Annotated in this window: 27 protein-coding genes; 14 read left to right on the top strand and 13 right to left on the bottom strand. The window is 65.6% G+C overall.

Features of this window, described 5'->3' with window-relative positions; translation table 11 throughout:
- Positions 1 to 123: 123 nt before the first annotated feature.
- The 5 genes from M5E06_RS06010 (at position 124) to M5E06_RS05990 (ending at position 5765) form a co-directional block, all read left to right on the top strand.
- A complete protein-coding gene (locus tag M5E06_RS06010; protein ID WP_252137508.1) occupies positions 124 to 1206 on the top strand; it encodes a phosphotransferase family protein in 1083 nt (360 codons plus the stop codon).
- On the top strand, positions 1206 to 1598 hold the full coding sequence (locus M5E06_RS06005) for a DUF6285 domain-containing protein (RefSeq protein WP_252137507.1): 393 nt from the start codon (positions 1206 to 1208) through the stop codon (positions 1596 to 1598). Before M5E06_RS06010 ends, M5E06_RS06005 begins: the two co-directional genes overlap by 1 nt.
- 136 nt (positions 1599 to 1734) lie before the next feature.
- The gene (gene uvrB / locus M5E06_RS06000) at positions 1735 to 3876 is read left to right on the top strand and encodes an excinuclease ABC subunit UvrB (RefSeq protein ID WP_109155837.1); all 2142 of its coding nucleotides are present in this window, start codon (positions 1735 to 1737) and stop codon (positions 3874 to 3876) included.
- A gap of 80 nt (positions 3877 to 3956) precedes the next feature.
- The gene (locus M5E06_RS05995) at positions 3957 to 4856 is read left to right on the top strand and encodes a lytic transglycosylase domain-containing protein (RefSeq protein ID WP_252137506.1); all 900 of its coding nucleotides are present in this window, start codon (positions 3957 to 3959) and stop codon (positions 4854 to 4856) included.
- A gap of 45 nt (positions 4857 to 4901) precedes the next feature.
- Positions 4902 to 5765, top strand: a complete 864-nt coding sequence (locus M5E06_RS05990; protein WP_109152878.1) for an alpha/beta fold hydrolase — start codon at positions 4902 to 4904, stop codon at positions 5763 to 5765.
- A gap of 42 nt (positions 5766 to 5807) precedes the next feature.
- On the opposite strand, the gene M5E06_RS05985 is transcribed toward M5E06_RS05990, so the two are convergent.
- Positions 5808 to 6935: an alpha/beta hydrolase gene (locus M5E06_RS05985; RefSeq protein WP_252137505.1), complete on the bottom strand. Its 1128-nt coding sequence runs from the start codon at positions 6933 to 6935 to the stop codon at positions 5808 to 5810.
- Between the two features lie 229 nt (positions 6936 to 7164).
- On the opposite strand from M5E06_RS05985, the gene M5E06_RS05980 reads away from it, so the two are divergent.
- Positions 7165 to 7653, top strand: a complete 489-nt coding sequence (locus M5E06_RS05980) for a hypothetical protein (protein WP_252137504.1) — start codon at positions 7165 to 7167, stop codon at positions 7651 to 7653.
- 3 nt (positions 7654 to 7656) lie between these two features.
- On the opposite strand, the gene M5E06_RS05975 is transcribed toward M5E06_RS05980, so the two are convergent.
- Positions 7657 to 8301, bottom strand: a complete 645-nt coding sequence (locus tag M5E06_RS05975) for a GNAT family N-acetyltransferase (RefSeq protein WP_252137503.1) — start codon at positions 8299 to 8301, stop codon at positions 7657 to 7659.
- Between the two features lie 389 nt (positions 8302 to 8690).
- On the opposite strand from M5E06_RS05975, the gene M5E06_RS05970 reads away from it, so the two are divergent.
- Entirely contained in the window at positions 8691 to 8861 is a 171-nt protein-coding gene (locus M5E06_RS05970; RefSeq protein ID WP_158282444.1) for a hypothetical protein, read from the top strand.
- Positions 8862 to 8960: 99 nt separating this feature from the next.
- Here the strand turns inward: M5E06_RS05970 and M5E06_RS05965 are convergent, their stop codons facing one another.
- The 5 genes from M5E06_RS05965 to M5E06_RS05945 form a co-directional block, all read right to left on the bottom strand.
- On the bottom strand, positions 8961 to 10307 hold the full coding sequence (locus M5E06_RS05965; RefSeq protein ID WP_252137502.1) for a globin-coupled sensor protein: 1347 nt from the start codon (positions 10305 to 10307) through the stop codon (positions 8961 to 8963).
- A gap of 356 nt (positions 10308 to 10663) precedes the next feature.
- A complete protein-coding gene (gene rpoH / locus M5E06_RS05960) occupies positions 10664 to 11554 on the bottom strand; it encodes an RNA polymerase sigma factor RpoH (RefSeq protein ID WP_109152843.1) in 891 nt (296 codons plus the stop codon).
- Between the two features lie 727 nt (positions 11555 to 12281).
- Complete coding sequence (locus M5E06_RS05955) at positions 12282 to 12692, bottom strand: Ros/MucR family transcriptional regulator (RefSeq protein ID WP_109152842.1); 411 nt, start codon at positions 12690 to 12692, stop codon at positions 12282 to 12284.
- 35 nt (positions 12693 to 12727) lie between these two features.
- Positions 12728 to 13003, bottom strand: coding sequence for an HU family DNA-binding protein (locus M5E06_RS05950; RefSeq protein WP_012974184.1), 276 nt, complete (start codon positions 13001 to 13003; stop codon positions 12728 to 12730).
- A gap of 113 nt (positions 13004 to 13116) precedes the next feature.
- Positions 13117 to 13413 (bottom strand): hypothetical protein, encoded by a 297-nt coding sequence (locus M5E06_RS05945; protein ID WP_252137501.1) that lies wholly within the window; start codon positions 13411 to 13413, stop codon positions 13117 to 13119.
- Between the two features lie 25 nt (positions 13414 to 13438).
- Here M5E06_RS05945 and M5E06_RS05940 point away from each other — a divergent pair, with 25 nt between their 5' ends.
- Complete coding sequence (locus tag M5E06_RS05940) at positions 13439 to 14431, top strand: TerC family protein (RefSeq protein WP_252137500.1); 993 nt, start codon at positions 13439 to 13441, stop codon at positions 14429 to 14431.
- A 52-nt stretch (positions 14432 to 14483) separates the two neighbouring features.
- Here the strand turns inward: M5E06_RS05940 and M5E06_RS05935 are convergent, their stop codons facing one another.
- The 6 genes from M5E06_RS05935 to M5E06_RS05910 form a co-directional block, all read right to left on the bottom strand.
- On the bottom strand, positions 14484 to 14942 hold the full coding sequence (locus M5E06_RS05935; protein WP_252137499.1) for a hypothetical protein: 459 nt from the start codon (positions 14940 to 14942) through the stop codon (positions 14484 to 14486).
- Between the two features lies 1 nt (position 14943).
- On the bottom strand, positions 14944 to 16896 hold the full coding sequence (locus tag M5E06_RS05930) for an acetoacetate--CoA ligase (RefSeq protein ID WP_252137498.1): 1953 nt from the start codon (positions 16894 to 16896) through the stop codon (positions 14944 to 14946).
- Between the two features lie 244 nt (positions 16897 to 17140).
- Positions 17141 to 17740, bottom strand: a complete 600-nt coding sequence (gene plsY / locus M5E06_RS05925; protein WP_252137497.1) for a glycerol-3-phosphate 1-O-acyltransferase PlsY — start codon at positions 17738 to 17740, stop codon at positions 17141 to 17143.
- A 4-nt stretch (positions 17741 to 17744) separates the two neighbouring features.
- The gene (locus M5E06_RS05920; protein WP_252137496.1) at positions 17745 to 19040 is read right to left on the bottom strand and encodes a dihydroorotase; all 1296 of its coding nucleotides are present in this window, start codon (positions 19038 to 19040) and stop codon (positions 17745 to 17747) included.
- A complete protein-coding gene (locus M5E06_RS05915) occupies positions 19040 to 20014 on the bottom strand; it encodes an aspartate carbamoyltransferase catalytic subunit (protein ID WP_085089487.1) in 975 nt (324 codons plus the stop codon). The genes M5E06_RS05920 and M5E06_RS05915 overlap by 1 nt, the downstream gene beginning before the upstream one ends.
- Positions 20015 to 20071: 57 nt before the next feature.
- The gene (locus tag M5E06_RS05910; protein ID WP_109155218.1) at positions 20072 to 20959 is read right to left on the bottom strand and encodes a transcriptional regulator GcvA; all 888 of its coding nucleotides are present in this window, start codon (positions 20957 to 20959) and stop codon (positions 20072 to 20074) included.
- 196 nt (positions 20960 to 21155) lie between these two features.
- Here M5E06_RS05910 and M5E06_RS05905 point away from each other — a divergent pair, with 196 nt between their 5' ends.
- The 6 genes from M5E06_RS05905 (at position 21156) to M5E06_RS05880 (ending at position 24415) form a co-directional block, all read left to right on the top strand.
- The gene (locus tag M5E06_RS05905; protein ID WP_252137495.1) at positions 21156 to 21371 is read left to right on the top strand and encodes a DUF1127 domain-containing protein; all 216 of its coding nucleotides are present in this window, start codon (positions 21156 to 21158) and stop codon (positions 21369 to 21371) included.
- 3 nt (positions 21372 to 21374) lie between these two features.
- Positions 21375 to 21824: a GFA family protein gene (locus tag M5E06_RS05900; protein WP_252137494.1), complete on the top strand. Its 450-nt coding sequence runs from the start codon at positions 21375 to 21377 to the stop codon at positions 21822 to 21824.
- Positions 21821 to 22243, top strand: a complete 423-nt coding sequence (locus tag M5E06_RS05895; protein ID WP_252137493.1) for a GFA family protein — start codon at positions 21821 to 21823, stop codon at positions 22241 to 22243. The genes M5E06_RS05900 and M5E06_RS05895 overlap by 4 nt, the downstream gene beginning before the upstream one ends.
- 350 nt (positions 22244 to 22593) lie before the next feature.
- Positions 22594 to 22935 carry an ArsR/SmtB family transcription factor gene (locus tag M5E06_RS05890; RefSeq protein WP_109155244.1) on the top strand — a complete coding sequence of 114 codons (342 nt, stop codon included), beginning with the start codon at positions 22594 to 22596 and terminating at the stop codon, positions 22933 to 22935.
- The gene (locus tag M5E06_RS05885) at positions 22932 to 23861 is read left to right on the top strand and encodes an SRPBCC family protein (protein WP_252137492.1); all 930 of its coding nucleotides are present in this window, start codon (positions 22932 to 22934) and stop codon (positions 23859 to 23861) included. The genes M5E06_RS05890 and M5E06_RS05885 overlap by 4 nt, the downstream gene beginning before the upstream one ends.
- Positions 23862 to 24064: 203 nt before the next feature.
- Positions 24065 to 24415 (top strand): cupredoxin domain-containing protein, encoded by a 351-nt coding sequence (locus tag M5E06_RS05880; protein WP_252137491.1) that lies wholly within the window; start codon positions 24065 to 24067, stop codon positions 24413 to 24415.
- The last annotated feature ends 37 nt before the right edge of the window (positions 24416 to 24452 follow it).

Below are 24452 nucleotides of genomic sequence, written 5' to 3'. Positions count from 1 at the left end.
GGAGTCGCTTTTCCCACCAAGGTGAAACTTGTCGGCAACAGCGCTTCGTGCCTACCATCGGCGGCTGAAACCGACAAGAACGCGCGACCCAACGCGCCAAGCAACCTCTGGAGGGAGAGCGCCATGCATGTCGTCAAAGCGTCCGACCAGTCTCCGCCGTCGCTGCTGTCGGGCGACAATCGGACTCAACTGGAAAATTGGCTGGCCGCACAGGCCGGCGCATCCCGCGTCGTGGTGACTGAGGATGGACGGCTCGGCGGTGGCGCGATCTCTCTGAACCTTGCGGTGACTCTGGACATTGATGCCGGGCCGTTTGCCGGGCGGCATGCCTGCGTGCTGCGGGCCGAGGGCGGCGGGCGTATTTCGGCCAGCATCGGCAAGCTGCGGGAGTTCGTGGTGCTGCGCGCCGCCTTCGCCGGCGGGGTGATGGCGCCGGAACCGCTGTTCGCCTGCGACGACCCGGCCGTGCTGGGCCATGACTTCTACATCATGCGCCGCGCCGAGGGGCTGGGCGCCGGCCATGCGGTGACGCGGTCGGAAGCGGCCCAGCCTGAACTGGCGCGCGAGCTTGGCCGGCAACTCGGCCTGCTGCACCGGATCGCCCCGGAAACCGAGGGGCTGGAGCGGTTGGGCGAGGTGCCGGAATGCCCGGCGCAGGAGACGCTCGCCCAGTACCGCCGCTGGTTCGGCGACCTTGGGCGCCGCGATCCGGTGATCGCCTGGGGGCTGCGCTGGATGGAGGTCAACGCGCCGCTGCCGGGGGCGGTGGTGCTGTGCCATCGCGATTTCCGCACCGGCAACTATCTGGTCAAGGAAGGCGCGCTGACCGCGATTCTGGATTGGGAGTTCGCCGGATTCAGCGACCCGATGGAGGATCTGGGCTGGTTCTGCGCCCGCTCCTGGCGGTTCCGCCGGCCCGACCGCGAAGCGGGCGGCATCGCCGACCGGGCGGACTTCTACGCCGGCTATGAGGAGACCTCCGGCCGCCGCGTCGATCCGGCGCGCGTCGCCTATTGGGAGACAGCCGCTTACCTGCGCTGGGCGGCCATCGCGGTGGAGCAGGGGCTGCGTCACAGCTCCGGTGCCGAGCCTTCGCTGGAACTGGCGCTGACCGGGCGGATGCTGCCGGAGATCGAGATGGACATGTTGCGCCACCTCCGCGCCATCGGCGGCATGGCGTCCGGTGCGGTGGAGAAGGTGGCCTGATGCGCGCCAATCCCGACGCCCGCGGTCTGCTGCAGATCGCCGCCTCCACCTTCCGTGCCGATGTGCTTCCCCATGTGGCGCCGGAAGCGCGCTTCGCCGCGCTGATGGTCGCCAACGCGCTGGAGATCGCCGAGCGCGAGTTGAAGGGGTTGGATACCGCCGGCCATTCGATGCTGGCGGCACTCGCCCTGCTCTATGGTGAGGACGCCGACGACGGGCTGTCCGGTGACGATCTGCGAAAGCGGGTGGAGGCCCTGCAGCATCGCTTGTGCATCGAGATCGGCGCCGGTGATTTCGACCACGAAGGCCAGGACGTGCTGATGGATTCGCTGGAGGCCATTGTCCAGGCGCGTCTGGGAATATCGAACCCGAAGGCGTTGGGACCACAGTAAGGCGGTTCCGGGTCGGCGCTGCGTCTCGCCCTGCACGGGATGCAGTGCCGCTCAGCCTGCGCTCGACAGTCGGGGGCGTTGCGGCCATATAATCGGTTCCCGTTCCGTACCCCTCCTCTGATCGGATCGCCGCCCCATGGCAAGTCCCGTTCTGTCCGCCATTCCCGCCCGGCCGCTCGCGAAGCTGGAAGCCGGAAAGCAGTTCGTCATTTCGTCGGAGTTCGAACCCGCGGGCGACCAGCCGAATGCGATTGAGGAGCTGACTGCCGGGCTGCGGCAGGGCGAGAAGGATCAGGTGCTGCTGGGCGTCACCGGGTCGGGCAAGACTTTCACCATGGCGCACGTCATCCAGACGGTGCAACGCCCGACGCTGATTCTGGCACCCAACAAGACGCTGGCGGCGCAGCTGTATGGCGAGATGAAGTCCTTCTTCCCGAACAATGCGGTGGAATACTTCGTCTCCTACTACGACTATTATCAGCCGGAAGCCTACGTCCCGCGCACCGACACCTATATCGAGAAGGAATCTTCGATCAACGAGCAGATCGACCGTATGCGCCACTCGGCGACGCGGGCTCTGCTGGAGCGCGACGACGTCATCATCGTCGCGTCGGTGTCCTGCATCTACGGTATCGGTTCGGTCGAAACCTATTCGGAGATGACCGTCGATCTGCGCAAGGGCGAGGTGATCGCCCAGCCGGAGCTGCTGCGCAAGCTGACCGAGCTTCAGTACAAGCGCAACGACGCCGCCTTCGGCCGCGGCCTGTTCCGCGTGCGCGGCGACACGGTGGAGCTGTTCCCGGCCCACATGGAAGACCGGGCGTGGCGCATCTCGCTGTTCGGCGACGAGATCGAAGGCATCCACGAGATCGATCCGCTGACCGGAGAAAAGCTCGCGGCGCTGGAGGCCGTGCGCGTCTATCCGAACAGCCACTATGTGACGCCGAAGCCGACGCTGAATCAGGCGATCAACCAGATCAAGAAGGACCTGAAGGACCGGCTGGAGGAGTTCGCCGCCGAAGGCAAGCTGCTGGAAGCCCAGCGGCTGGAACAGCGCACCACCTTCGACATCGAGATGATGGCGGCAACGGGGTCCTGTGCCGGTATTGAGAATTATTCCCGCTATCTGACCGGCCGCGCGGCGGGCGACCCGCCGCCGACCCTGTTCGAGTATCTGCCGGGCGACGCCCTGCTGATCGTCGACGAGAGCCACGTCATGGTGCCGCAGATCGGCGGCATGTATCGCGGCGACTTGGTGCGGAAATCGACGCTGTCCGATTACGGCTTCCGGCTGCCCAGCGCCAAGGACAACCGGCCGCTGAAGTTCGAGGAATGGGAGGGGATGCGGCCGCAGACGGTCTTCGTTTCCGCCACCCCCGGCCCGTGGGAGTTGGAGCGCACCGGCGGCGTCTTCACCGAGCAGTTGGTCCGCCCGACCGGCCTGATCGACCCGCCGGTGATCGTCCGTCCGACCGAAACCCAGGTCGATGACCTGATCGGCGAGTGCAAGGAGGTGGTCGCCAAGGGCTATCGCGTGCTGGTCACCACCCTGACCAAGAAGATGGCGGAGGCGCTGACCGAGTACATGCACGAGGCGGGATTGCGCGTGCGCTACATCCACTCCGACGTGGAGACGCTGGAGCGCATCGAGATCATCCGCGACCTGCGGCTGGGCGCCTATGACGTGCTGGTCGGCATCAACCTGCTGCGCGAGGGGTTGGACATCCCGGAATGCGCGCTGGTGGCGATCCTAGATGCCGACAAGGAAGGCTATCTACGTTCCAAGACCTCGCTGATCCAGACCATCGGCCGTGCGGCGCGCAACGTCGATGGCCGGGCGATCCTCTATGCCGACAAGATCACCGACAGCATGAAGTACGCCATCGACGAGACGGCGCGCCGCCGTGAGAAGCAGATGGCCTACAATCTGGAACACGGCATCACACCGGAATCGGTCAAGAAGGCCATCGGCGACATTCTGGAGAGCGTGTTCGAGCGCGGCGACCATGTGACGGTGAAGACCGGCCTGAATTCCAACGAGCTGGTCGGGCACAACCTCAAGAACGTCATCGCCGATCTGGAAAAGCGTATGCGCGCTGCCGCCGCCGATCTGGAATTCGAAGAGGCCGCCCGCCTGCGCGACGAGTTGCGCCGGCTGGAGGCGATGGATCTGGGACTGGAGACCCCCGGCAGCATCGGAATCAGCAGCGCCCGCCAAGGCCGCGGCATTCCTGAAGGCGCTCCGAAGAAGCAGGGCCGCCGCCGCCGGGGACCTTGACCAGCCCTTGTCGTCGGCAGGTTGCAACACCATACTTCCGCTTCCCGCGGGATGACGCGGGAAAGCAGGAGGGTCGAGGTTTGCTGGTTCGTCGTGTCGTGATGGTGCCGTTGATTGCGCTGGTGCTGTGGGGCGCCGGCATCGCGTCGGCACCCATCGCCACAGCGGCGGATGCCAAATCCGCAGCGAAGCCGGACGCGGTGGCCGAACTGCCCCCGCCCTCGCTCAAGACCAAATCCACCGATTGCGAGCTGGCCGAGCAGGGCGACGCCAATGCCGCCTTCCGGCTGGCCCGCCGTTATCTGTTCGGAAGAGGCGTGCGCAAGGACCGGCGGCTCGGCACCGCATGGCTGCGCGCCGCCGCCTCGCGCGGGCATCCGGAGGCGCGGCGGCTCGTCAATTACGTTCCCGGCCGCATGGGGCGCATCCGTCCCTGGTGCCGTCCCGGTGGCGGCCCGGTGCGCGAGATCGGTCCTCCCCCGGCGGAGGTGGTGGCCCTGGTCAACTCGATCGCGCCGAAATACGGAATCGACCCGGCGCTGGTGCTGGCGGTGATACAGGCGGAAAGCGCCTTCCGCACCGATGCGGTGTCGCCGAAGGACGCTGCCGGCCTGATGCAGCTGATCCCCGACACGGCCGACCGCTTCGGCGTCGGCGACGTCTTCGATCCCAAGCAAAACATCACCGGCGGGGTGAAGTATCTGCGCTGGCTGCTGGCCTATTTCCAGGGCGACGTGACGCTGGCGCTGGCCGGCTACAATGCTGGCGAAGGGGCGGTCGACCGCTACAAGGGCGTTCCGCCCTATGCGGAGACACGCAACTATGTCCGTGTCATCCGCCGCATTTACGACGATACCCGGCACCCCTTCGACCGATCGGTGGCGGAACCGTCGCCGGCGCTGCCCGCCATCCGCGCCGCCGCCGGACGCGATGCGGAGGCGGAGTTGCCACGCGGCGCCAAATCGCCGAAAAAGGGATGAGCCCCGTTGAATCGGGAAGTCAAATCCGAACAGGAGTGCCCGCCCGTGCCGATGTCCGAACGCAACGTCCTCGGCCTCAGCGCCGCCGGGTTCCACAAGATCGCCTACACCCAGTGGGGGCGTGACGATGCCGCGCGGACGGCGGTGTGCGTCCATGGGCTGACCCGCAACGGCCGGGACTTCGACCGGCTGGCGCTGGCCCTGGCCGACGGCTGGCGGGTTGCCTGCCCGGACGTGGTCGGGCGCGGGCGCAGCGACTGGCTGCCGGTGCCGGCGCTCTACGGCTATCCGCAATATTGCGCCGACATGGTGGCGCTGATCGCCCGCATGGGGGTGGAGACGGTCGACTGGGTCGGCACCTCGATGGGCGGTCTGATCGGCATGACGCTGGCGGCGCAGGCCAACAGCCCGATCCGCCGCATGGTCATCAACGACGTCGGCCCCTTCATCGCTCAGGCAGGATTGCAGCGGATCGCCGATTATGTCGGCAAGGATCCGGTATTCGAGGATCTGCCGGCGCTGGAATCCTATCTGCGCTTCGTTCTGATGGGCTTCGGCACGATCAGCGATGAATGCTGGCGCCATATGGCGGAGCACAGCGCCCGCCCGATGCCCGATGGCCGGTTCCGCCTTGCCTATGATCCCGCCATCGGGGAGGCGTTCAAGACCGCGCCCATCGCCGACGTCGATCTGTGGGCGCTGTGGGACCGCGTGCGTTGCCCGGTGCTGGTCCTGCGCGGTGCGGATTCGGACCTGTTGAGCGCCGAGACGGCGGAGCGGATGGCGGCGCGCGGGCCGGGGGCGGCCGGTCTGGTGCAGGTGGTGGAATTCCCCAACACCGGCCACGCCCCGTCCCTGATGACGGACGAGCAGATCGCAATCGTCCGCAACTTCCTGGCAGAGGGCTAAGGAGGAGAGGGCGGTGGGCTGAGCGGCCCGCCGCCCTGGACGTCAGTTCACCCGGCGCAGCACGGTGTCGAGCCGGCCGTGGCCGTCCTTGTCCAGCCAGCTGGCGGCAACGCGGCCGTCAGGGCGCAGGCGGTAGCGCAGGATGTTGCGGCCCTTCTCGTCGAAGACCAGTTCGCCATTCTCGACCCGGCCCTTGCGGCGCACCCGTTCGAAGGGCTGGTCGGCTTCCATGCCGGCGCCGAGCACATAGTCGGCATAGACGGCGTCGCCCTCCGCCTTTTCCACCGACAGCGCGACCTCGCGGCCATTGATGTAGCTGCCGTACCACATGCCGATGTAGGGACGGAGCGCCGCGGTCGCGTCGTTACCCTTGGCGGAACCCGACGCGTTGGCGGGCAGGGCCGCCTGCAGCAGTTCCGCGCTGGGGCTGCGGCCCCAGGATTCGTCGCAGGGCGGATCGTTCGGGGTCGGCGGATCCTCGGCGAAGCGGACGATGCAGGCGCCGAAGCGGCGGACGAACAGGCCGGTGTTGGCGGCGCCATGGCCGGTCAGCAGCGACGGCTGGTCGACGATCAGGCTGCTCAGTCCGCGCTGTGTCAGGATGTTGCGGGCCGGCTCGGCGCGCCCGCCCGGATCGAAATCATCGCCGTGGAAGAAGAACATCATCACCCGCGCCCGGCGAACCTCGCGCAGGATCGGCCAGAGCTGGGCGGCGTTCTCGCGGTAGCTGTCGAACGCCTCGGTGAAGTTGCCGAAGGCGGCGGGGGCGGTGGCGACGACGGCGTCGATGGCGTTGGTCTGACCCGCGGCGATCAGCGAGATGAAGGCGCCGAAGGATTGACCGGTCAGGGCGACCCGGCGATATCCCTTGGCCTTCAGCGCTTCCGAATAGCTGGCGAGCGCGCGGGAGCTGTTGGGCAGCGTGTCGCTGACGCGCATGCGGTCCAGCCGATAGACGTCCCAGCCGGCGTCGCGCAGCGCCTTCATGTAGAGCGGGGTGGGCGCCTCCGAATCCTCGGAGTCCACCGAGCGGCCGTGGCTCCACACCACCGCGCCGCGCGCCTTGGCCGGGCCGGCCAGCGACGCCTCCCCATAGGCGGACTTCAGAACGATCTGGGCCGCTGCCGGATGGGCCACCGTCAAGCCCGCCGCAACAGCAATTCCGATCACCGTGACCAGTCCGAAAACAGCTCCCCGTAGTGTCCGAATCATCCCCACCGATCCCCCTGTACTGCGAGTCGGTTCAGGATTGCCGCGGTTCGTTAACGCGACCTTTCCGGCATTCCGGGTGTCACGGGCGTCCGATTTTTGTCACAAGCAGCGGCGCAAATAAGAATGACTCGCAATTGGAATGGAGAGGCGTTAGGATGGTCCTGCAATCGGATGAAGGAGCTGCGGCATGTGCGGGACGATGGAAGAGGGGCGGCCGTCACCCTGGACTGTGATGGACCTGACCACGGCCGAACGGGCGCTGTTGACCGGAGTTCGCCAGTGGTTCCGCGCCGGCACCGCCGGGGCAATGGCGTCGATGCGCATTGGGCTGAACGTGGCCGGCGTACCGAACACGGCGCTGCTGCCGCTGTTCGCGCTGCTCGGTACCTTCGCGGTGACGGGTGCCAGCAAGCCGGAGATCCGCTGTCCGGCCTGCAGCCGCGTCAGTGCCGACGAGGCGGCCCTGCTGGATTCCCTGGCCGCGGTCCAGGGCGGCGATGCGGAGGTGGCGGCGCAACTGTTCGACCGCTGGCTTCCGCCGGTTGCGTTGTGCATGGCGGTCGATGCGATGGGCGAACTGGGCAGCATCCTGGATGGGGCCCGCATCTTCCTGCCGCGCAGGCGGGCGGCCCGGCTGGTGCCCCTTCCGGTCGGCGCGGCGCTGGCAGCGGAATAGCGGTCAGTCCCCCGCAAGCCGCAGGCAACGACCGTTGTCAGGACCTGCGGTGGCGGACTCCGCGCCTTCACCCAGCCGCTTGTGCAGAAGCCATTGGTCGATGGCGACACGGACCAGCCGTCCCTCGGGCGTATGGTAGAGGAACTGGCCGCGTTCCCGGCCACAATGTTCGTATCCCAGCCGTTCATAGAAGGGTAAGACGCCGGCATTGTCGCGGTCGACGCCCAGCTCGGCGTAGGGGACGGCGCGCTGGATCACGACCCGCTCGGCCGCCCGCACCAGCCGGCGGCCGATGCCCAGCCCGCGGAACGGCTGGAACACTCGCAGAGCCCACAGCGTGGCCCGGCCACTCGGCCGCTTGCGCAGGAAATCGATGCAGATTTGGCCGGCCGGGAAGCCGTTGACATCGGCCAGCAGCATGGAGCCGTCGCCGCGTTCCTGCAGACGGAAGGCACCCGTTATGATCTCGCGATGGGGGGTGTGCTGGCCGAACCACTCCAGGGCCGGCAAATCCTCCTGCCTCGCCGGACGGATCGTCAGTGGCAGCGCCAGAATGGCGCGTTTGCCGTCGCTATCGTCCGATTCCGCGCCGAGGCTGTCGTTGTTGGCCGTGCCGTAAGAGCCGGTGCGGCGGTGTACAGTTGCCATGATGCCGATGCCTCGCAGGTTCTTCCCCGCTGCATGCCGTCGATTGGACAGCAGCTTTCGGTGACAACCCTACACGGCACGCGGTCGTTCCCACGCGGCGCTGTCGGGATAAGGCTTTCGGACAGGCGGAGCCATCCCGCGAGTATACCGAAAGTCTCTAAAATTTTCAATAAAGCAAGAATAAATCAATAGGAGATGGTGGTGGGATGAAAGCAAGGGTTTTCAGGTGAAGATTGACCTATGAACTCGTCAGCCGGTTGAGTGACGGAAGTCTTATTGACGCGACCGGATATGTGCTGATACTTCTTTTGGACAGAGAGGTATTCTCTTCAAGAAAAAGAATCTAAATAAATTCTCTAAAATACCAGAGATCGGGCGGGGGTAAAATCATGATGAGGATTGTCAATCTGGGGCGTACGGGTCTGTTCGTGGCGATGCGGGGCGGTGTTCTCACCAGCCTCGGCGGTCGCAGCCATTGGCGCAGCGCCGACGATGTTCGCCGCGCCGCTCAGGCCGAGAATATTCCGGTCAGCGATCTGGTTGTTCGCACGATGCCGTGAGCCGCCCTGTCCGGGCGGATTGGACTGTTGAAGACATCCATATGAAAAAGGCGCGTTCCGTGGAACGCGCCTTTTTCATTTCCAAACCTGGGGATCCGATCAGCCGGCGCGGACGCGGGCAAGGAAGCGTTCGACCTCTGTCCGCAAGGTGTTGGACTGGCGAGACAGCTCGTTGGTCGCCTCCAGCACTTCACGGGCCTCTTCGCCGGCGTTGTCGGCGGAGGCGTTCACCGCGACGATGGTCTCGCTGACTTCGCGGGTACCGATCGAGGCCTGCTGGACGTTGCGGGCGATCTCGGTCGTGGCGGCGCCCTGTTCCTCCATGGCGGTGGCGATGGAGGTGGAGATCTCGTTGATTCGGGCGATGGTGCCGGAGATGGAGCGGATGGCGCCGACCGCCTCCTGTGTCGCACCCTGGACGGCCCCGATCTGCGAGTTGATCTCTTCCGTCGCCTTGGCGGTCTGGTTGGCGAGGCTCTTCACCTCGCTCGCCACGACCGCGAAGCCCTTGCCGGCCTCGCCGGCGCGGGCAGCCTCGATGGTGGCGTTCAACGCCAGCAGGTTGGTCTGGCTGGCGATGTCGTGGATCAGCTTCACCACCTGACCGATGCGGCTGGCGGCATCGGCAAGCCCCTGCACGGTGGCATTGGTCCGTTCGGCCTCCGTCATCGCGGCATTGGCGATGGCGGCCGATTGGGTCACCTGATGGCTGATTTCGCCGATCGAGGCGGTCAGCTCCTCCGCCGCTGCGGCGACCGTCTGGATGTTGACGGACGCTTCTTCCGCGGCGGCGGCGACCTGGGTCGACTGCTCGCTCGTCGTTTCAGCCGTGCGGCTCATGGCCTGGGCGGTGCCCTGGAGCTGCTGGGCGGCGCTTGCCACCGCCTGAACCACGCCCTTCACCTCGCGCTCGAAGCTGTCTGCGGTGCTGCCCAACTCCCGCGCGATGATCGCCGCGGTGTTCAGATCGATATAGACCGACGTGGCGAGGTCCATGTCCAGGAACACCGCCTTGTTGATGGCCTGGAGGAGCTGCGACAGCTTTTCCGGCTTCTTGCGATGGATCTGGGCAGCCAGTTCGATCAGCTTGTTCAGGGTGAAGCAGTAGGCGCCGGTATACCAGCGCGGTTCAAGCCCGATACGCTGGTGGGTCTGACCGATCTTCAGAACCTGGCTGACATAGGCATCATCGAAGGTGCCGGTGAAGACGTTGCGCAACCAGTGCTGCTTCTGCAGATCGCGCGCCCGGCCGGTCACTGCTGGATTGACCAGCATCGGCGCCACCTGCGGCACCGAACGGAGATAGACGTAGAATTCCTCGAGAATCTGATCGATGCGCTGCGCCAGATAGGGCTGGAACTCCCGCAGCGTCGCCTTCGTCGCCTCGTCGATGCGCAGGAAGGTGATGCGGTCAATGATCGATTGAGTCTGGGCAGCGTGCGACATGGAGCCCCTCTCCCATTTTAGATATGACTAGCGTACTAAGTATTGGAGAAAATGCAATCTTTCCCGCGAGCCGCACATCATGCGCAATCATTCGCATCTTTAAACCGGCCACTTTGTCGCACAACACCGAAAAATAGCAATAAGAGCAATGTGTGACAACCGACGGAGACCTGGCGATAGCCTGTCCGCGCAAGAAAATGCCGGCGGGCCAAGGGCGCCGCCGGCGTGAAGGTGACAGGTCTGGAGGCAACTGGCGGGCGGAGTGCCCGCGGCAACGATGCGGTGGCCGGCCGGCTGGCCGGCTCCGCAAGATCCCCGTCCGGCATCGCGTCCGCCCGACGGGGTAACCGGATGGGTCAGGCCACCATTGGCGTGGCCGGACGGCGCAGGGCCTGCGCGGCGCTGAGCACGGCCTTCTGGAGCTTTTCGAAGGCCCGCACCTCGATCTGGCGTACCCGTTCGCGCGAAACCGAGAACTGCTGGCTCAGCGCTTCCAGCGTGGACGGATCGTCCTTCAGGCGGCGTTCGAACAGGATGCGACGTTCACGGGCATCCAGCCGGTCCAGCGCCTGCCCTACCAGCCGGCGGCGTAGCGCCAGTTCGTCGGCATCGGCCAGCATGGTGTCTTGGGTGGGGCGGTCGTCGGCCAGCAGTTCCAGCCAATTGGTCTCGCCGTCGGTCGACAGGGTGGCGTCGAGCGAACTGTCGTTGGCGGCCAGACGGCGGTTCATCTCCACCACCTCGGTCTCCGGAACATCAAGTTCGGCGGCGATGGTGGCCACGGTCTCCGGCGACAGGTCGCCCTGTTCCAACTCGGCCATCTGGCTTTTCAGGCGGCGCAGGTTGAAGAACAGCTTCTTCTGCGCGGCGGTGGTGCCCATTTTCACCAGCGACCAGCTGTGCAGAATGTATTCCTGGATCGCGGCGCGGATCCACCAGGTGGCGTAGGTGGCGAAGCGGAAACCGCGCTGCGGATCGAATTTCTGGGCCGCCTGCATCAGGCCGACATTGCCTTCGGCGACCAGATCGACCAGCGGCAGGCCGTAACCGCCGAAGCCGCGGGCGATCTTGATGACGAGGCGGAGGTGGCTGCCCACGAGTTGTTCCAGGGCCTGCGGGCTTCCGCGCTCCCGCCAGGCGATGGCGAGGTCGCGTTCGACGTCCGGCGCAAGGATGGGGAAGCGCTTGGACTCCTCGATGTAGCGGGTCAGGCTGGCGCTTTCACCGGTCAGCAGTTTCTTCAGCACGCGAATGCCTCCTCTCCAACGCTTCCTGGGACGGCCGATTTTCGAGGGCCGGCCCATGTCGGGGCCCATGGCGGGGTCGCCTTAGAGGCGATTGTCCATCGGCGGACGCAGGAATATAGTCCGTCGCTTCGGCTCTGGCTGGTTCTGGTTTGTTGTGGGGTTCTATTTTGCCCGGTGTCTCAAGGAACTGCGTCCTTTCGACAATGTTAATGTGGCCGCGGAAATGCGGCGGATCAACCCTGTAAAGGGCGTGTTCCGGGTGTTTTTCGGCGTATACCCAAGCTCTTCTTCCACCCGCACCGGCAGTCTGGGGGAGGAGGCAATCCTATGACCCAAGACCTTCGGCAAGGTGCCTTTCGGGCGGGTGTCACCCTTCCAATCGGCCGGCATCTTTCCGGGCGGGCCGCCCTTGATATGCCACCGTCATGCCGCAGCCGCGAAGTGGATCGGCGGCAGGTCGGCCACCGGTCAACAGACATAGCGGGAGGCGACTATGCCTCTGCGGCGAGGAAGGTGATAGGACCGCACACGGCCCATGAACCCTACCGGAACCCTAGATGGGAAGGCCGAGGCGCTTCGCTACCTGAACATTGGTCATAGACCGTTGAACGGGAACGGGGTAGCCCGCGAGATGACGCGCTGGGCAGACCGGCGGCAGGGTGCGGAAAAAGAAAAAGGCGCGCCCCTGGGGACGCGCCTCTCTCTCGACAGCGTTGGGCGTAAGCCGTTATTCGGCCGCCGCACGCTTGCGGCCAAGCCCGAGCTTGGTCGCCATCTCGGAACGCGCCTTGGCGTAATTCGGGGCGACCATCGGGTATTCCGGCGGCAGGCCCCATTTGGCGCGATATTCGTCCGGCGTCATGTCATAGACGGTCTTCAGATGCCGCTTCAGCATCTTCAGCTTCTTCCCGTCTTCCAGGCAGACGATGAATTCCGGCGTGACCGACTTCTTGATCGCGACCGCCGGAACCAGTTCGGCCTTGGCCGGGGCCGGCTTGTCGTCGCCCAGATTGCGGAAGGCCACCTGGACGCTGTTGATCAGCGTAGGCAGATCCTGAACCGGCACCGAGTTGTTGCCGACATAGGCGGCGACGACCTTGGCGGTCAGCGATTGCAATTCGGTTTGATCGATGGACATGGCTGCGCTCCCCCTGGGACGTGGTTGCGGGCGGATCAGCCGTTCACCAGATCGCGCAGCTGCTTGGCCGGCTTGAACTTCGGAGCCTTGGAGGCGGCGATCGCCACGACTTCGCCGGTGCGCGGGTTGCGGCCTTCACGGGCGGCGCGCTCGGCCACCTCGAAGATGCCGAAACCGGCCAGCCGCACATCTTCGCCGCGGCCCAGCGCGCCGGAGATGCCCTCGAACACAGCCTGAACGACCTTGGCCGCGTCGGCCTTCTTGATGCCGGCGTTGGTGGCGACGGTTTCGATCAGCTCGGCCTGGTTCATGCAAAACTCCATTTGTTCGGTTTGGTTTCGGTTTTTCGGAGTTATTGGCAGAACGGCACCATCCGCACAAGAGCGAACACAGATTGGGCAACCATCGGTGTTTTTCTTGCCGGTCATTTCTTCGCCATCTGTGGCGGCATTGCATCAAGCGCCGAGTCCCGATGCCGTTCCCGCCGATCCAGCCGCAGTTTTCCGCAGTGCGGCCGGCATTCCGACGTTGCCGGCGGTGCGACTCGCAAAGGCCAGCGAAAGACGCCGTGCGATGTTTTTGCTTTCGCCGCCTTGTCGCTGTTTGCGGCCATCTTGACCTGCGGCGCGGTGACACCATCTGCGAGGAAGTTCGGGTCCGGGCCCCTCTGACGGCCGAGGCGTCGGTCGTGATGTCGGAACCGCTTGATCTCACCGCTCACGCAGCGTCATCAAGTGGGTTTTGCAATGGACGGTTTGTTTGCAACGATATTCCTGGAATTTCTGGGAAAACCGGTTTGGATTTGGCTCGTTTTCGTTGGGATCGTCCTGACGCTTCTGGTTCTGGACTTGGGTGTTCTCAATCGGCGCGACCATGTCATCGGCGTCGGTGAAAGCCTGAAGCTCTCCGCCTTCTACATCGCGGTCGCCATGCTGTTCGGCGGCTGGGTCTGGTGGTCGATGGGCGGCGAGGCCGGGTTGCAGTACTATACGGGCTTCTTCGTCGAGAAGAGCCTGTCACTGGACAATGTCTTCGTCATATCGCTGATCTTCAGTTATTTCGCCGTGCCCCGCGAATTGCAGCACCGTGTGCTGTTCTGGGGTATCCTGGGCGTCATCGTGCTGCGTGGCCTGATGATCGGCGCCGGTGCCGCTCTGGTGTCGGAATTCCACTGGATCCTCTATGTCTTCGGCGCCTTCCTGCTGCTGACCGGCATCAAGATGCTGTTCGCGAAGGACGAGGAGACCGACATCGGGGAGAATGCCATCCTGCGGTTCCTGAAGCGCCGCATCCGCGTTACCGACCGCTTCCACGGCCATCACTTCATCGTCAAGCAGCCGGTGGGCGACAGCGGCGTGATGCGCTGGACGGCCACGCCGTTGCTGCTGGCGCTGATCATGGTGGAACTGGCCGATCTGGTCTTCGCGGTCGACAGCGTGCCGGCGATCTTCGCCATCACCACCGACCCGTATCTGGTCTACACCAGCAACATCTTCGCCATCCTGGGCCTGCGCGCGCTGTACTTCGCCTTGGCGGCGATGGTCCACCGCTTCCGTTATCTGAAATACGCGCTGGCGCTGGTGCTGGTGTTCATCGGCGGCAAGATTTTCTACACGCAAGTCTTCGGCAAGCCCGACCCGCTGATCGCGCTGGGCGTCACCTTCGCCCTGATCGCCGGCGGCGTGGTGGTGTCGCTGTGGAGGACCAGCCGCGAGACCAAGGCAGCGGCTGCCGAGTAAACGGGTTTGTTGGAATAGGGGGCGGCGCGCAAGTGCCGCCCCTTAGGCATGTTCAGAATCCCAGCCTCGCCAATTCGGCGATGCTGTCCGCCGCATTGCGGTGGAGGATGAATCGGCCCCCGGCCGCCTCCCACGGGTCGCGGGCCTTCTCGCGGTCATCGACCAGGATGGCGCCGGGACTGGCGTAGCGGGCCTTGTCGCGGGCCATGCAGGTGATGACCGGCACCTCGGCCCCCAGCATGCGGGCGACCCAGCGCTTCTTCTGCTCCGGTGCCCAACTGCCCAGCGGCAAGCCGGTCAGGATGGTCGGCCGGTGCGGCGCGCAGAAAGCCCAAAGCTCCTGCGCGTCATGCATGAAGTCCAGCGTGCCGAAAAAGTCGGAGCGGCGGGACAAGGCCCGCCACATCTCCTTCATCGGCAGCTGTTCCGGCCGCTTGCCGGTGACCGCGACGACGCCGCGGTCGAAATCGGCAAGCACGCCGTCGAGGTCGAGGAACAGCGGCGACGCCACCTCACGCCCCGCTCAGTTCCGTCCGCTCGCGGAATTCGTCGAGCGCCTGCGGGTTGGACAGCGCCTCCGTGTTCTTGATCGGGCGGCCATGGACGGCGTCGCGCACGGCCAGCTCGGTGATCTTGCCGGAGCGGGTGCGCGGGATATCGGTGACCTGGACGATCTTCGCAGGGACATGGCGGGGGGAGCAATTGTCCTTGATCCGCTTGCGGATGGTGCCGGCGAGAGCCTCGTCCAGCTTCAGCCCCTCGCGCAGGACCACGAACAGCACGACGCGCACGTCGCCGTCCCATTCCTGGCCGATGCAGACCGCCTCCATGATTTCCGGAAGCTGTTCGACCTGGCGGTAGATCTCCGCCGTGCCGATGCGCACGCCGCCGGGGTTAAGCACCGCGTCGGACCGGCCATAGATCACCCAGCCGCCATGCTCGGTCTGCTCGATGAAATCGCCATGTACCCAGACATTGGGGAAGCGGTCGAAATAGGCGGAGCGGTATTTCGACCCGTCTGGATCGGCCCAGAAGCCGATGGGCATGCTGGGGAAGGGACGGGTGCAGACCAGTTCGCCCTTCTCGCCGCGCACGGCGTGGCCGTTGTCGTCGAACGCCTCCACCGCCATGCCGAGGCCGCGCGTCTGGATCTCGCCCTTCCAGACAGGGGAGATCGGGTTGCCCAGCACGAAGCAGGACATGATGTCGGTGCCGCCGCTGATGGAAGCGAGGTGGATATCCTGCTTGATCGAGCGGTAGACGAACTCGAAATTCTCCGGCATCAGCGGCGAGCCGGTGGATGCCAAGGCCCGGACGCTGGCCAGCGAATGGGTCTTCATCGGCTCCAGCCCGGACTTTTCCAGCGACTGGATGAATTTGGCCGAGGTGCCGAACAGGGTCACTTGCTCCGCATCGGCATAGTCGAACAGGATGTTGCCGGTCGGCGCGAAGGGCGAGCCGTCATAGAGGACCAGCGTCGTGCCGCTGGCCAGACCGGTCACCAGCCAGTTCCACATCATCCAGCCGCAGGTGGTGAAGTAGAACAGCCGGTCACCGCGCTTCAGGTCGCAATGCAGCCGGTGCTCCTTCACATGCTGAAGGATGGTGCCGCCGGTGCCGTGGACGATGCATTTCGGCTTTCCGGTGGTGCCGGAGGAATAGAGGATGAACAGCGGATGGTCGAAGGCGACGCGTTCGAAGGTCGGCTCGGCCGCCGGATGGGGCGCCATGAAGTCCTGGAAGCCGACCGCGCCGGGTATCGACGAGAGGTCGGGCGCCTTGTCGACGTAGGGAATGATGACGGTGGTGACGACGGTCGGCAGATCCTTCAGCACTTCCGCCACCTTGGCACGGACATCGTGGCTCTTGCCGTTGTACCAATAGGCGTCGGGTGCGAAGACCACCTTCGGCTCGATCTGGCCGAAGCGGTCGGTGATGCCCTGGATGCCGAAATCGGGCGAGCAGGAGGACCACACCGCGCCAAGGCTGGTGGTAGCGATCATCGCCGCCAGCGTTTCCGGCATGTTCGGCATGATGGCGGCGACGCGGTCGCCCTTGCCGACACCCTTGGCCTTCAGCGCCTGCTGCAGGCGGGAGACGGTGGCCTTCAACTCCGCCCCGCTCCAGCGGTACTTGACCTTGTCCTCGCCCCAGAAAATGACGGCGTTGTCGTCCGGTGCGCCGGCCAGCAGATTCTCGGCATAGCTGAGACGGGCTTCCGGGAACCAGCGGGCGCCGGGCATCTTGTCGCCGTCCAGCAGATCGACACTGCCGAGGTCGCCGGTCAGCCCCGCCCATTCCCACAGGAAGCGCCAGAACCGCTCCTTCTCCGCGATCGACCAGTTGTAAAGCGCGTCGTAATCGTCCAGCCGCAGTCCGAATCGCGCATTCGCCGCCTCGCGGAAAGCGGTCAGGTTGGCCTGCGCGATGCGCTCCTCACTCGGGCTCCACAGCGGAGTGTCCATTCTCGGTTCCCTCAGCGTCTCGTTGTCCGCCGGCGCCAGCCGCCGGCTCACCTGCCGGGTTGCTTGTTCGTGCCCCGGATTGCCGTGCAGCATAGCGCATGGCCGCACCGGTTGTCTGCGTCCGGGTGGGTGAAATCGGATAGGGAGGGCGAGGGAACTCTAACAGAATCAGAGGACTGCAAACGAAAAGGGCGAGGAGTTGCCTCCCCGCCGCCCATTCGCTCCGCCTCTTCGGTCCGCCCGCTCAGGCAGCCTTCTTCTTGCCGGCACCGATCTTCGGCTCCTCGCCTTTCAGCAGGCGCCGGATGTTTGCCTCATGGCGGATGAAGACCAGCGCCGCGATGAACAGGCAGAGGCTGCCGACCAGCGGGCCACCAAAGTACCAGCCGGTCAGCGGGCTGATGCCCAGCGCCGTCAGCGCCGACAGCGACGAGATGCGGAACAGCGCCGCCATCACCAGCCAGGTCAGGCAGGCCAGCAGCCCGACCGGCCACGACACCGCCAGCAGAACGCCGATCGCCGTGGCGACGCCCTTGCCGCCCTTGAAGCCCAGCCACACCGGGAAGCTGTGGCCCAGCATGGCGCCGCCGGCGGCCAGCACCGCCGCTTCCGGTCCGGCCAGCCACTGCGCCAGCAACGCGGCGATGGCGCCCTTGCCGCTGTCGAGCAGCAGGGTGGCGAGCGCCAACGGCTTGTTGCCGGTGCGCAGCACGTTGGTGGCGCCGATGTTGCCGGAGCCGATCTGGCGGATGTCGCCCAAACCGGCCATCCGGGTCAACACCAGCCCGAAGGGGATCGAGCCCAGCAGGTAGCCCAGCAGGGCGGCGAACAGGAGGATCGGCACCGGATCAGTCCTCCGCCTGCCAGACGGTGCGGCCGTCGACGATGGTGCGCAGCGGCCGGCCCTGGACCGGGCGATTCTCGAAGGGCGAGTTCTTCGACTTCGACTTGAAGCGGGTGACGTCGATCTGCCACGGCACGTCAGGATCGAAGACGACCAGATCAGCCGGCCCGCCCTTGACGATGCGGCCCAGGGCCAAATCGAGGATCGCCGCCGGGTTGGCAGTGACGCAGGCGAGCGCCTTCAGCAGCGGCATCTTGCCCTTGTGCACCAGTTCCATCGTCAGTGGGAACAGCGTCTCCAGCCCGATCACGCCGGGGGCGGCCTGGGCGAAGGGCAGGCGCTTCTGGTCCTGGTCCTGCGGCACATGGTCGGAGGCGATGGCGTCGATGGTGCCGTCGGCCAGCCCCTCGACGATGGCACGCCGGTCCATCTCGCCGCGCAGCGGCGGCGACACCTTGGCATAGGTGCGGTAGTCGCCGACGTCGGCCTCGGTCAGGGCGAAATAATGCGGAGCGGTGTCGCAGGTCACCTTCAGCCCGCGCGCCTTGGCGCGGCGGATCAGGTCGACCGATTCTCCGGTGCTGATGTGGGCGAAATGCAGGCGACCGCCGGTCAATTCGGCCAGCCGCAGGTCGCGCTCGATCATGATGATCTCGGCCTCGCGCGGGATGCCGACAAGGCCGAGGCGGGTGGCGATCTCGCCCGAATTCATCATGCCGCCGGATGACAGCGACGGCTCTTCCGGATGCTGGACGATCAGCTTGCCGAAGGTCTTGGCATAGCTGAGCGCCCGGCGCATCGTCTTGGCGCTGGCGATGGCCTTTGTGCCGTCGGTGAAGGCGACCGCACCGGCCTGACCCAGCAGGCCCATTTCGGTGATCTCGTTGCCTTCGGTGCCGCGGGTGGCGGAGCCATAGGCGAAGACCTTGACCAGCTTCACCTCGCGGGCGCGCCGCGCGATGAACTCCAGCCCGGCGACCTCGTCCAGCACCGGGTCGGTGTTGGGCAGCAGCGCCATGGCGGTGATGCCACCGGCCGCCGCGGCGCGGGATGCGCTCTTGATCGTGTCCTTCTCTTCCTCGCCCGGTTCGCCGATCAGCACCCGCATGTCGACGAGACCGGGGGCGAGGCACTGGCCGGCGAGGTCGATGACCTCCGCACCCTCGGGCGTGGAGTCGTTGAACAGGCCGGGACCGAAATCGGCGATGGTCTCGCCGTCGATCAGCAGGTCGCCGCGCTGGTCCAGGCCCGTCGCCGGGTCGAGCAGGCGGGCGTTGCGGTAGACGATACGGCTGCTCATCAGACGGCTCCCGCGAGATCGGACTGGCGGCGTTCACGGGTCAGCAGGTCGAGCACGGCCATGCGCACGGCCACGCCTAGCTCCACCTGATCGAGGATCATCGAGCGCTTGAGGTCGTCGGCGACTTCCGAGTCGATCTCGACGCCGCGGTTCATCGGCCCCGGATGCATGATGACCGCGTCGGGCTTCGCCACTTCCAGCTTCTCGTAATCCAGGCCGTAGAAGTAGAAGTATTCGCGGGTCGAGGGGACATACTGGCCGCTCATCCGCTCGGTCTGCAGGCGCAGCATCATCACCACGTCAGCGTCGCGCAGGCCGGTCTTCATCGAATGATGGACCTCGACGCCCAGCCGTTCGATCTGCGACGGCAGCAGGGTCGGCGGCGCCACGCAACGCACCCGGGCGCCCATGGCGTTCAGCAGGTGGATGTTGGAGCGCGCGACGCGGCTGTGCAGGATGTCACCGCAGATCGCCACGATCAGCCCGTCCAGCCGGCCGAGGCGGCGACGGATCGCCAGCGCGTCGAGCAGGGCCTGGGTCGGGTGTTCGTGATGGCCGTCGCCGGCGTTGATGACGGAGCAGTTGACCTTGTCGGCCAGCAGCTTCACCGCGCCCGAATCGGCGTGGCGCACCACCAGCGCGTCCAGGTGCATGGCGTTCAGCGTCATCGCCGTGTCGATCAGGGTCTCGCCCTTCTTCACCGAACTGCTGTCGGTCGACATGTTGATGACGTCGGCCCCCAGCCGCTTTCCGGCCAGCTCGAAGCTGGTGCGGGTGCGGGTGGAGTTCTCGAAGAACAGGTTCACCTGCGTGCGGCCGTCCAACAGGTTGGACTTCTTCACGGGGCGGCGGTTCTGCTCGACATAGCCATCGGCAAGGTCGAGGATCTGGGTGATCTCGCCGGCCCGCAGCCCCTCGATTCCGAGGAGATGGCGGTGCGGGAAGACCGTGTCGGGGGACGGGTTCGCGCTCATGGGCGCGGACTATAGGAGCGGTCCGTTACGCCCGCAAGCCGCTCAATTCAGCGCTTTTCAGACCGCTTCCGCCTCTTCGAACAACCAGTCGTGGAAGGCCTTCACCTTGGGCCGGGAAAAGTAATGCTGCGGCGCCACGACATAGTAGGCGAGGCTCCCCGGCAGCCGCACTTCGAACAGGCGGACCAGCCGTCCGGCCGCGATGTCGTCGGCCACCAGAACGCCGCGGGCCAGCGCGATGCCGTGGCCGTTGATCGCCGCCTGCAGGGTGAAGGACGAATCGTCGAATCGCAGGCCGCGGTCGGTGTCCACCCCCTCGATCCCCGCCGCCCGGCACCACACCGCCCAGGAGATGTTGTAGTCGTCGTGCAGCAGCGTGTGGTGCCGCAGATCCTCCGGATTGACCAGCGGCCGGTCGCCGGCCAGCAGCGATGGGTGACCGACCGGGAAGATGTCCTCGGTCAGCAGCCGTTCGACCCGCAAATCCGGCCACAGGCCATTGCCGAAGCGGATCGCCAGATCGACGTCGTGGCGGGCGAAGTCCACCACCTGCGACGTGCTGTGGACCCGCACATCCATCTCCGGATGGCGCTTCTGAAAACGCACCAGCCTCGGCACCAGCCATTTCGACGCGAAGCTGGGCATGGTGGAAATGGTCAGCGTGCCGCTGCTATCGGCGCGGATCAGGCGGTCGGTCGCCTGGGACAGCGTGTCCATCGCCTCGCGCACCGGCGGCAGATAGCTCTGCCCTGCCTCGGTCAGCGCCAGCGCCCGGTTCATTCGGCGAAACAGCGGTAATCCGAGCCACTCCTCCAGCGCCTTGATCTGGTGGCTGACGGCGGCCTGCGTCACATGCAGCTCGTCCGCGGCTTTTGTGAAGGAAAGATGGCGTGCGGCGGCTTCGAAGGCGCGCAGCGCGTTGAGCGGGGGCAGGCGGCGGGACATGGCGGGGGACGGACCAGCGGCTGGATTCGGATTAGCTTAGCTAATCGATTCTATGAGAAAGCGTCGTTTGTCGGCAAGCGGTCTCTGTACCATCCTCAGTTTCACAAGCGATCTGACCAACGGAGCGGCGAGGCCGAGGCCCCGCTCCCCATTCACCGGAAGGAACCGGATCATGGCAAAGGGAACGCATTCACCGATGTCCGGCGCAGAACTGTTCGTCCGCAAGCCGGCCCCGACCGGCGTGGGGCTGGGGGAACGCGTGGTGGCGCTGTTCGACCGCCTTGCCACCTGGAATGAACGCCGCCGGCAGCGCCGCGCGCTGGAGGCTCTGCCCGACCATCTGCTGTCGGACATCGGCATTTCCCGCGCCGACGCGGACTACGAGGCCGAAAAGCCGTTCTGGCGGGGCTGAGCGATGGACGCCCTGAAGGCAAGCGGGGAGGGGGAGCGGGGCTGGACCGGCGGTTGCCTGTGCGGCGGCGTGCGCTATGCCATCGACACCCGACCGGAGCCGATCTCCTTCTGCCATTGTTCCCAGTGCAGGCGCCAGCACAGCCATGTCGGCGCCTACACTGGCCTGCCCCGTGCGGCGTTGCATCTGCTCACCGACTCGACACTGACGTGGTACGCCTCCTCCGAGCAAGCCCGGCGCGGCTTCTGCGCGCGTTGCGGTGCCGGGCTGTTCTGGGAGGCGGTGGAACAGGCCGGTGCGGAGCGCCGCATCACGGTGACCGCCGGCAGCCTGGACGATGCGTCCGGGCTGCGGGTGGATCGTCATATCTTCGTCGACCATAAGGGCGCCTATTACGACATCGGCGACGATGGTGTCGAACGCCGGACCAGCACGGGAGAGGTGGTGGAATGAGCGAAGGCGAGACGGGGCGGGAGCGGGCGCTGGCCGGCGGTTGCCTGTGCGGCGGCGTGCGTTTTCTGCTGGCGGAACGGCCGGATGGGGTCGTGACCTGCCATTGCGGCCAGTGCCTCCGCTTCCACGGCCACATCGGCGCCTATGTCACGGTTCCGCGCGATACCGTCACCTTCGACGCCGATGAAACGCTGTCCTGGTACCGCTCCTCCGACATTGCGGAGCGGGGATTTTGCGGGCGCTGTGGCTCGTCCCTGTTCTGGAAGGGCGACGGCAAGACCGAGATCGAGATCGCCGCGGGCAGCCTGGACCAGCCGACCGGGCTGACGACGCTCCGCCATGGCTATGTGGCCGACAAGGCGGACTACTATGAAATCACTGATGGGCTGGAGCAGTTTCCCGGCTCGTCGGAAGCTTGAGCGCCTGACAAAACGGGGTTTGAGCTATTGGGAGGCGGATGGCTGCACATCACGTCTCCGACGCCCTATGGGTAGTGGTTAAACTGTTGCTCGCTCCAGAGCCTCCCAAGCCGAAGTCGAGTGCCGCCGTCGAGCAGGGCGAGATCGACAACGCCGTCCTGGTTCCGTACATCCGCCGGTCCTTGAGCACAGCGTCCACGTCATGGCGAGTCGGCATGACAGGGCGAAAGCCCCAGATCCACGCCGCGACGAAAGCCACCGCTTCAAGGAGCCCTGCCCGGTTGCAGGAAACTTAGCTAACTGACGAAGTGTTTGCTTGCAAGTGCAATGTCGCGCTGATACTTAGCAACATGGCTAAGCATGATCCCGATCTCTCGCTGCTCTTCCACGCGCTTGCTGATCCGACCCGACGGTCAATCCTGACCCGGCTCGCCAGAGAACCCGCGCGTGTAACGGACTTGGCCGGTCCCACCGGGCTGCGTCTGCCCACGGTGATGCGGCACCTTTCCGTGCTCGAGGACGCTGGATTGATCTCAACCTCCAAGGAAGGTCGAACACGGATCTGCGCCATGGTGCCGGAGGCTATGGATCCGGTGCGGACATGGCTGGATGAGCACCGGGCCATTTGGGAGGCCCGTCTCGACCGGTTGGATGCATTTGTGATGAACGTCATGAAGGAGCGCAAAGAATGACATCGGACCCCGTTTCGACCGGCATGGCGCCGGATGACAGGCCGGATGACAGGAAGGATCGCTTTGCGACGCTGACCTTCGAGCGGGAGGTGGCCGCGCCGTTATCGGTGCTGTGGCATGCGTGGACAGCCCCGGCCGCCCGGAGGGTTTGGGCCGCCCCCACGCCCTCGATCACCGTGGAGTTTCTGGAGGCCGACAGCAGGGTGGGGGGACGTGAGGTCTCGCTCTGCAAGGTGGAGGGGCAGCCGGATATCCGTTGCGAGGTTGGCTGGCTGGAATTGCAGCCTGCGCAGCGCAGCGTCAATTACGAGGTGGTTTCGTCCGGGCACGTGACGCAATCGGCCGCGCTGGTGTCGGCAGATTTCTCAGGCACGGACGAACGCAGCCGGCTGGTCGTTACGGTGCAGCTTTCCTCGATGGCCAAGAACATGGAGGCTGAATACCGGCAGGGCTTTGGTGCGGGACTGGACAATCTCTCGTGCGTGGCCGAGCGGACCATGGTGCTTGAACGAGTGATACAGGCACCCCGGTCCCTGGTCTGGGGGGCGTGGATGAACCCCGAGACGCTCCCGCAATGGTGGGGACCGGACGGGTTCTCCTGTCGGACGACGCGGATTGATCTGCGCGCGGGCGGCGAATGGGTCTTCGACATGATTGCGCCGGATGGAACGGTCTTTCCGAACCACCATCGTTATGGAGAGGTCCGGCCCGAGGAAAGAATCGGCTACACGCTTCTTTGGGGCGAGAATGGGCCGAAACATGCCGACGCCTGGGCCCTGTTCGGGGATCAGGACGGCGCAACGAAGGTGACGTTGGGCATGGTGTTCACCACAGCTTCCGAGTTCCAGGAGGCGAAGGGGTTCGGCGCCGAGAAACTGGGGCAGCAAACGCTGGGCAAATTGGAACGCTTCGTCACATCCCGCTGAAACGGCGAGGCTTCGCTTCGTCTCGACCTGGACTTGTCGAGACGGGCGAACCTGAGTAGGTGGCACGCTACGCCGCCGGGGTGCGCGATTCCGTCGCAGGTGCGTTGCGGAGCCTGCGGGTGCCTTTTCATTTGACCCCGGGGGGCTTGAGTGAGAATGATTTTCAGAAGCAATGGCCCACCAGCCCCTGAGGTTTTCCGCGAATGCGTCGTGTCTCTCTGCTTTCCGCCGCCTTCTTCGGCATCGCCCTGTCCGGAGCCGCCCTGATCCATGCCGTCCCGGCGCAGGCTGCCGACACGGTCACCATCGTCATCAAGGATCACAAGTTCGAGCCGGCGGAGGTGAAGATTCCGGCCAACAAGCGGGTGACCCTGCTGGTCGACAATCAGGACGCCACGTCGGAAGAGTTCGAAAGCGGCGAGATGAAGGTCGAGAAGATCGTCGGCGGCCGCAAGCAGATCAAGGTCATGGTCGGTCCGCTGAAGCCGGGGCGCTATCCCTTCTTCGGTGAATTCCACGAAGCGACGGCGCAGGGCGTCGTGATCGCCGAGTGACGTTGTCCCAGCAGACCGCACAGTACCGGAGACGACC

The organism is Azospirillum sp. A1-3 (assembly GCF_023806445.1).
In the GTDB taxonomy this organism is placed as follows: domain Bacteria; phylum Pseudomonadota; class Alphaproteobacteria; order Azospirillales; family Azospirillaceae; genus Azospirillum.
Note: the sequence above shows the minus strand (reverse complement) of the source record. Positions and strands in the feature narration are given on the sequence as shown.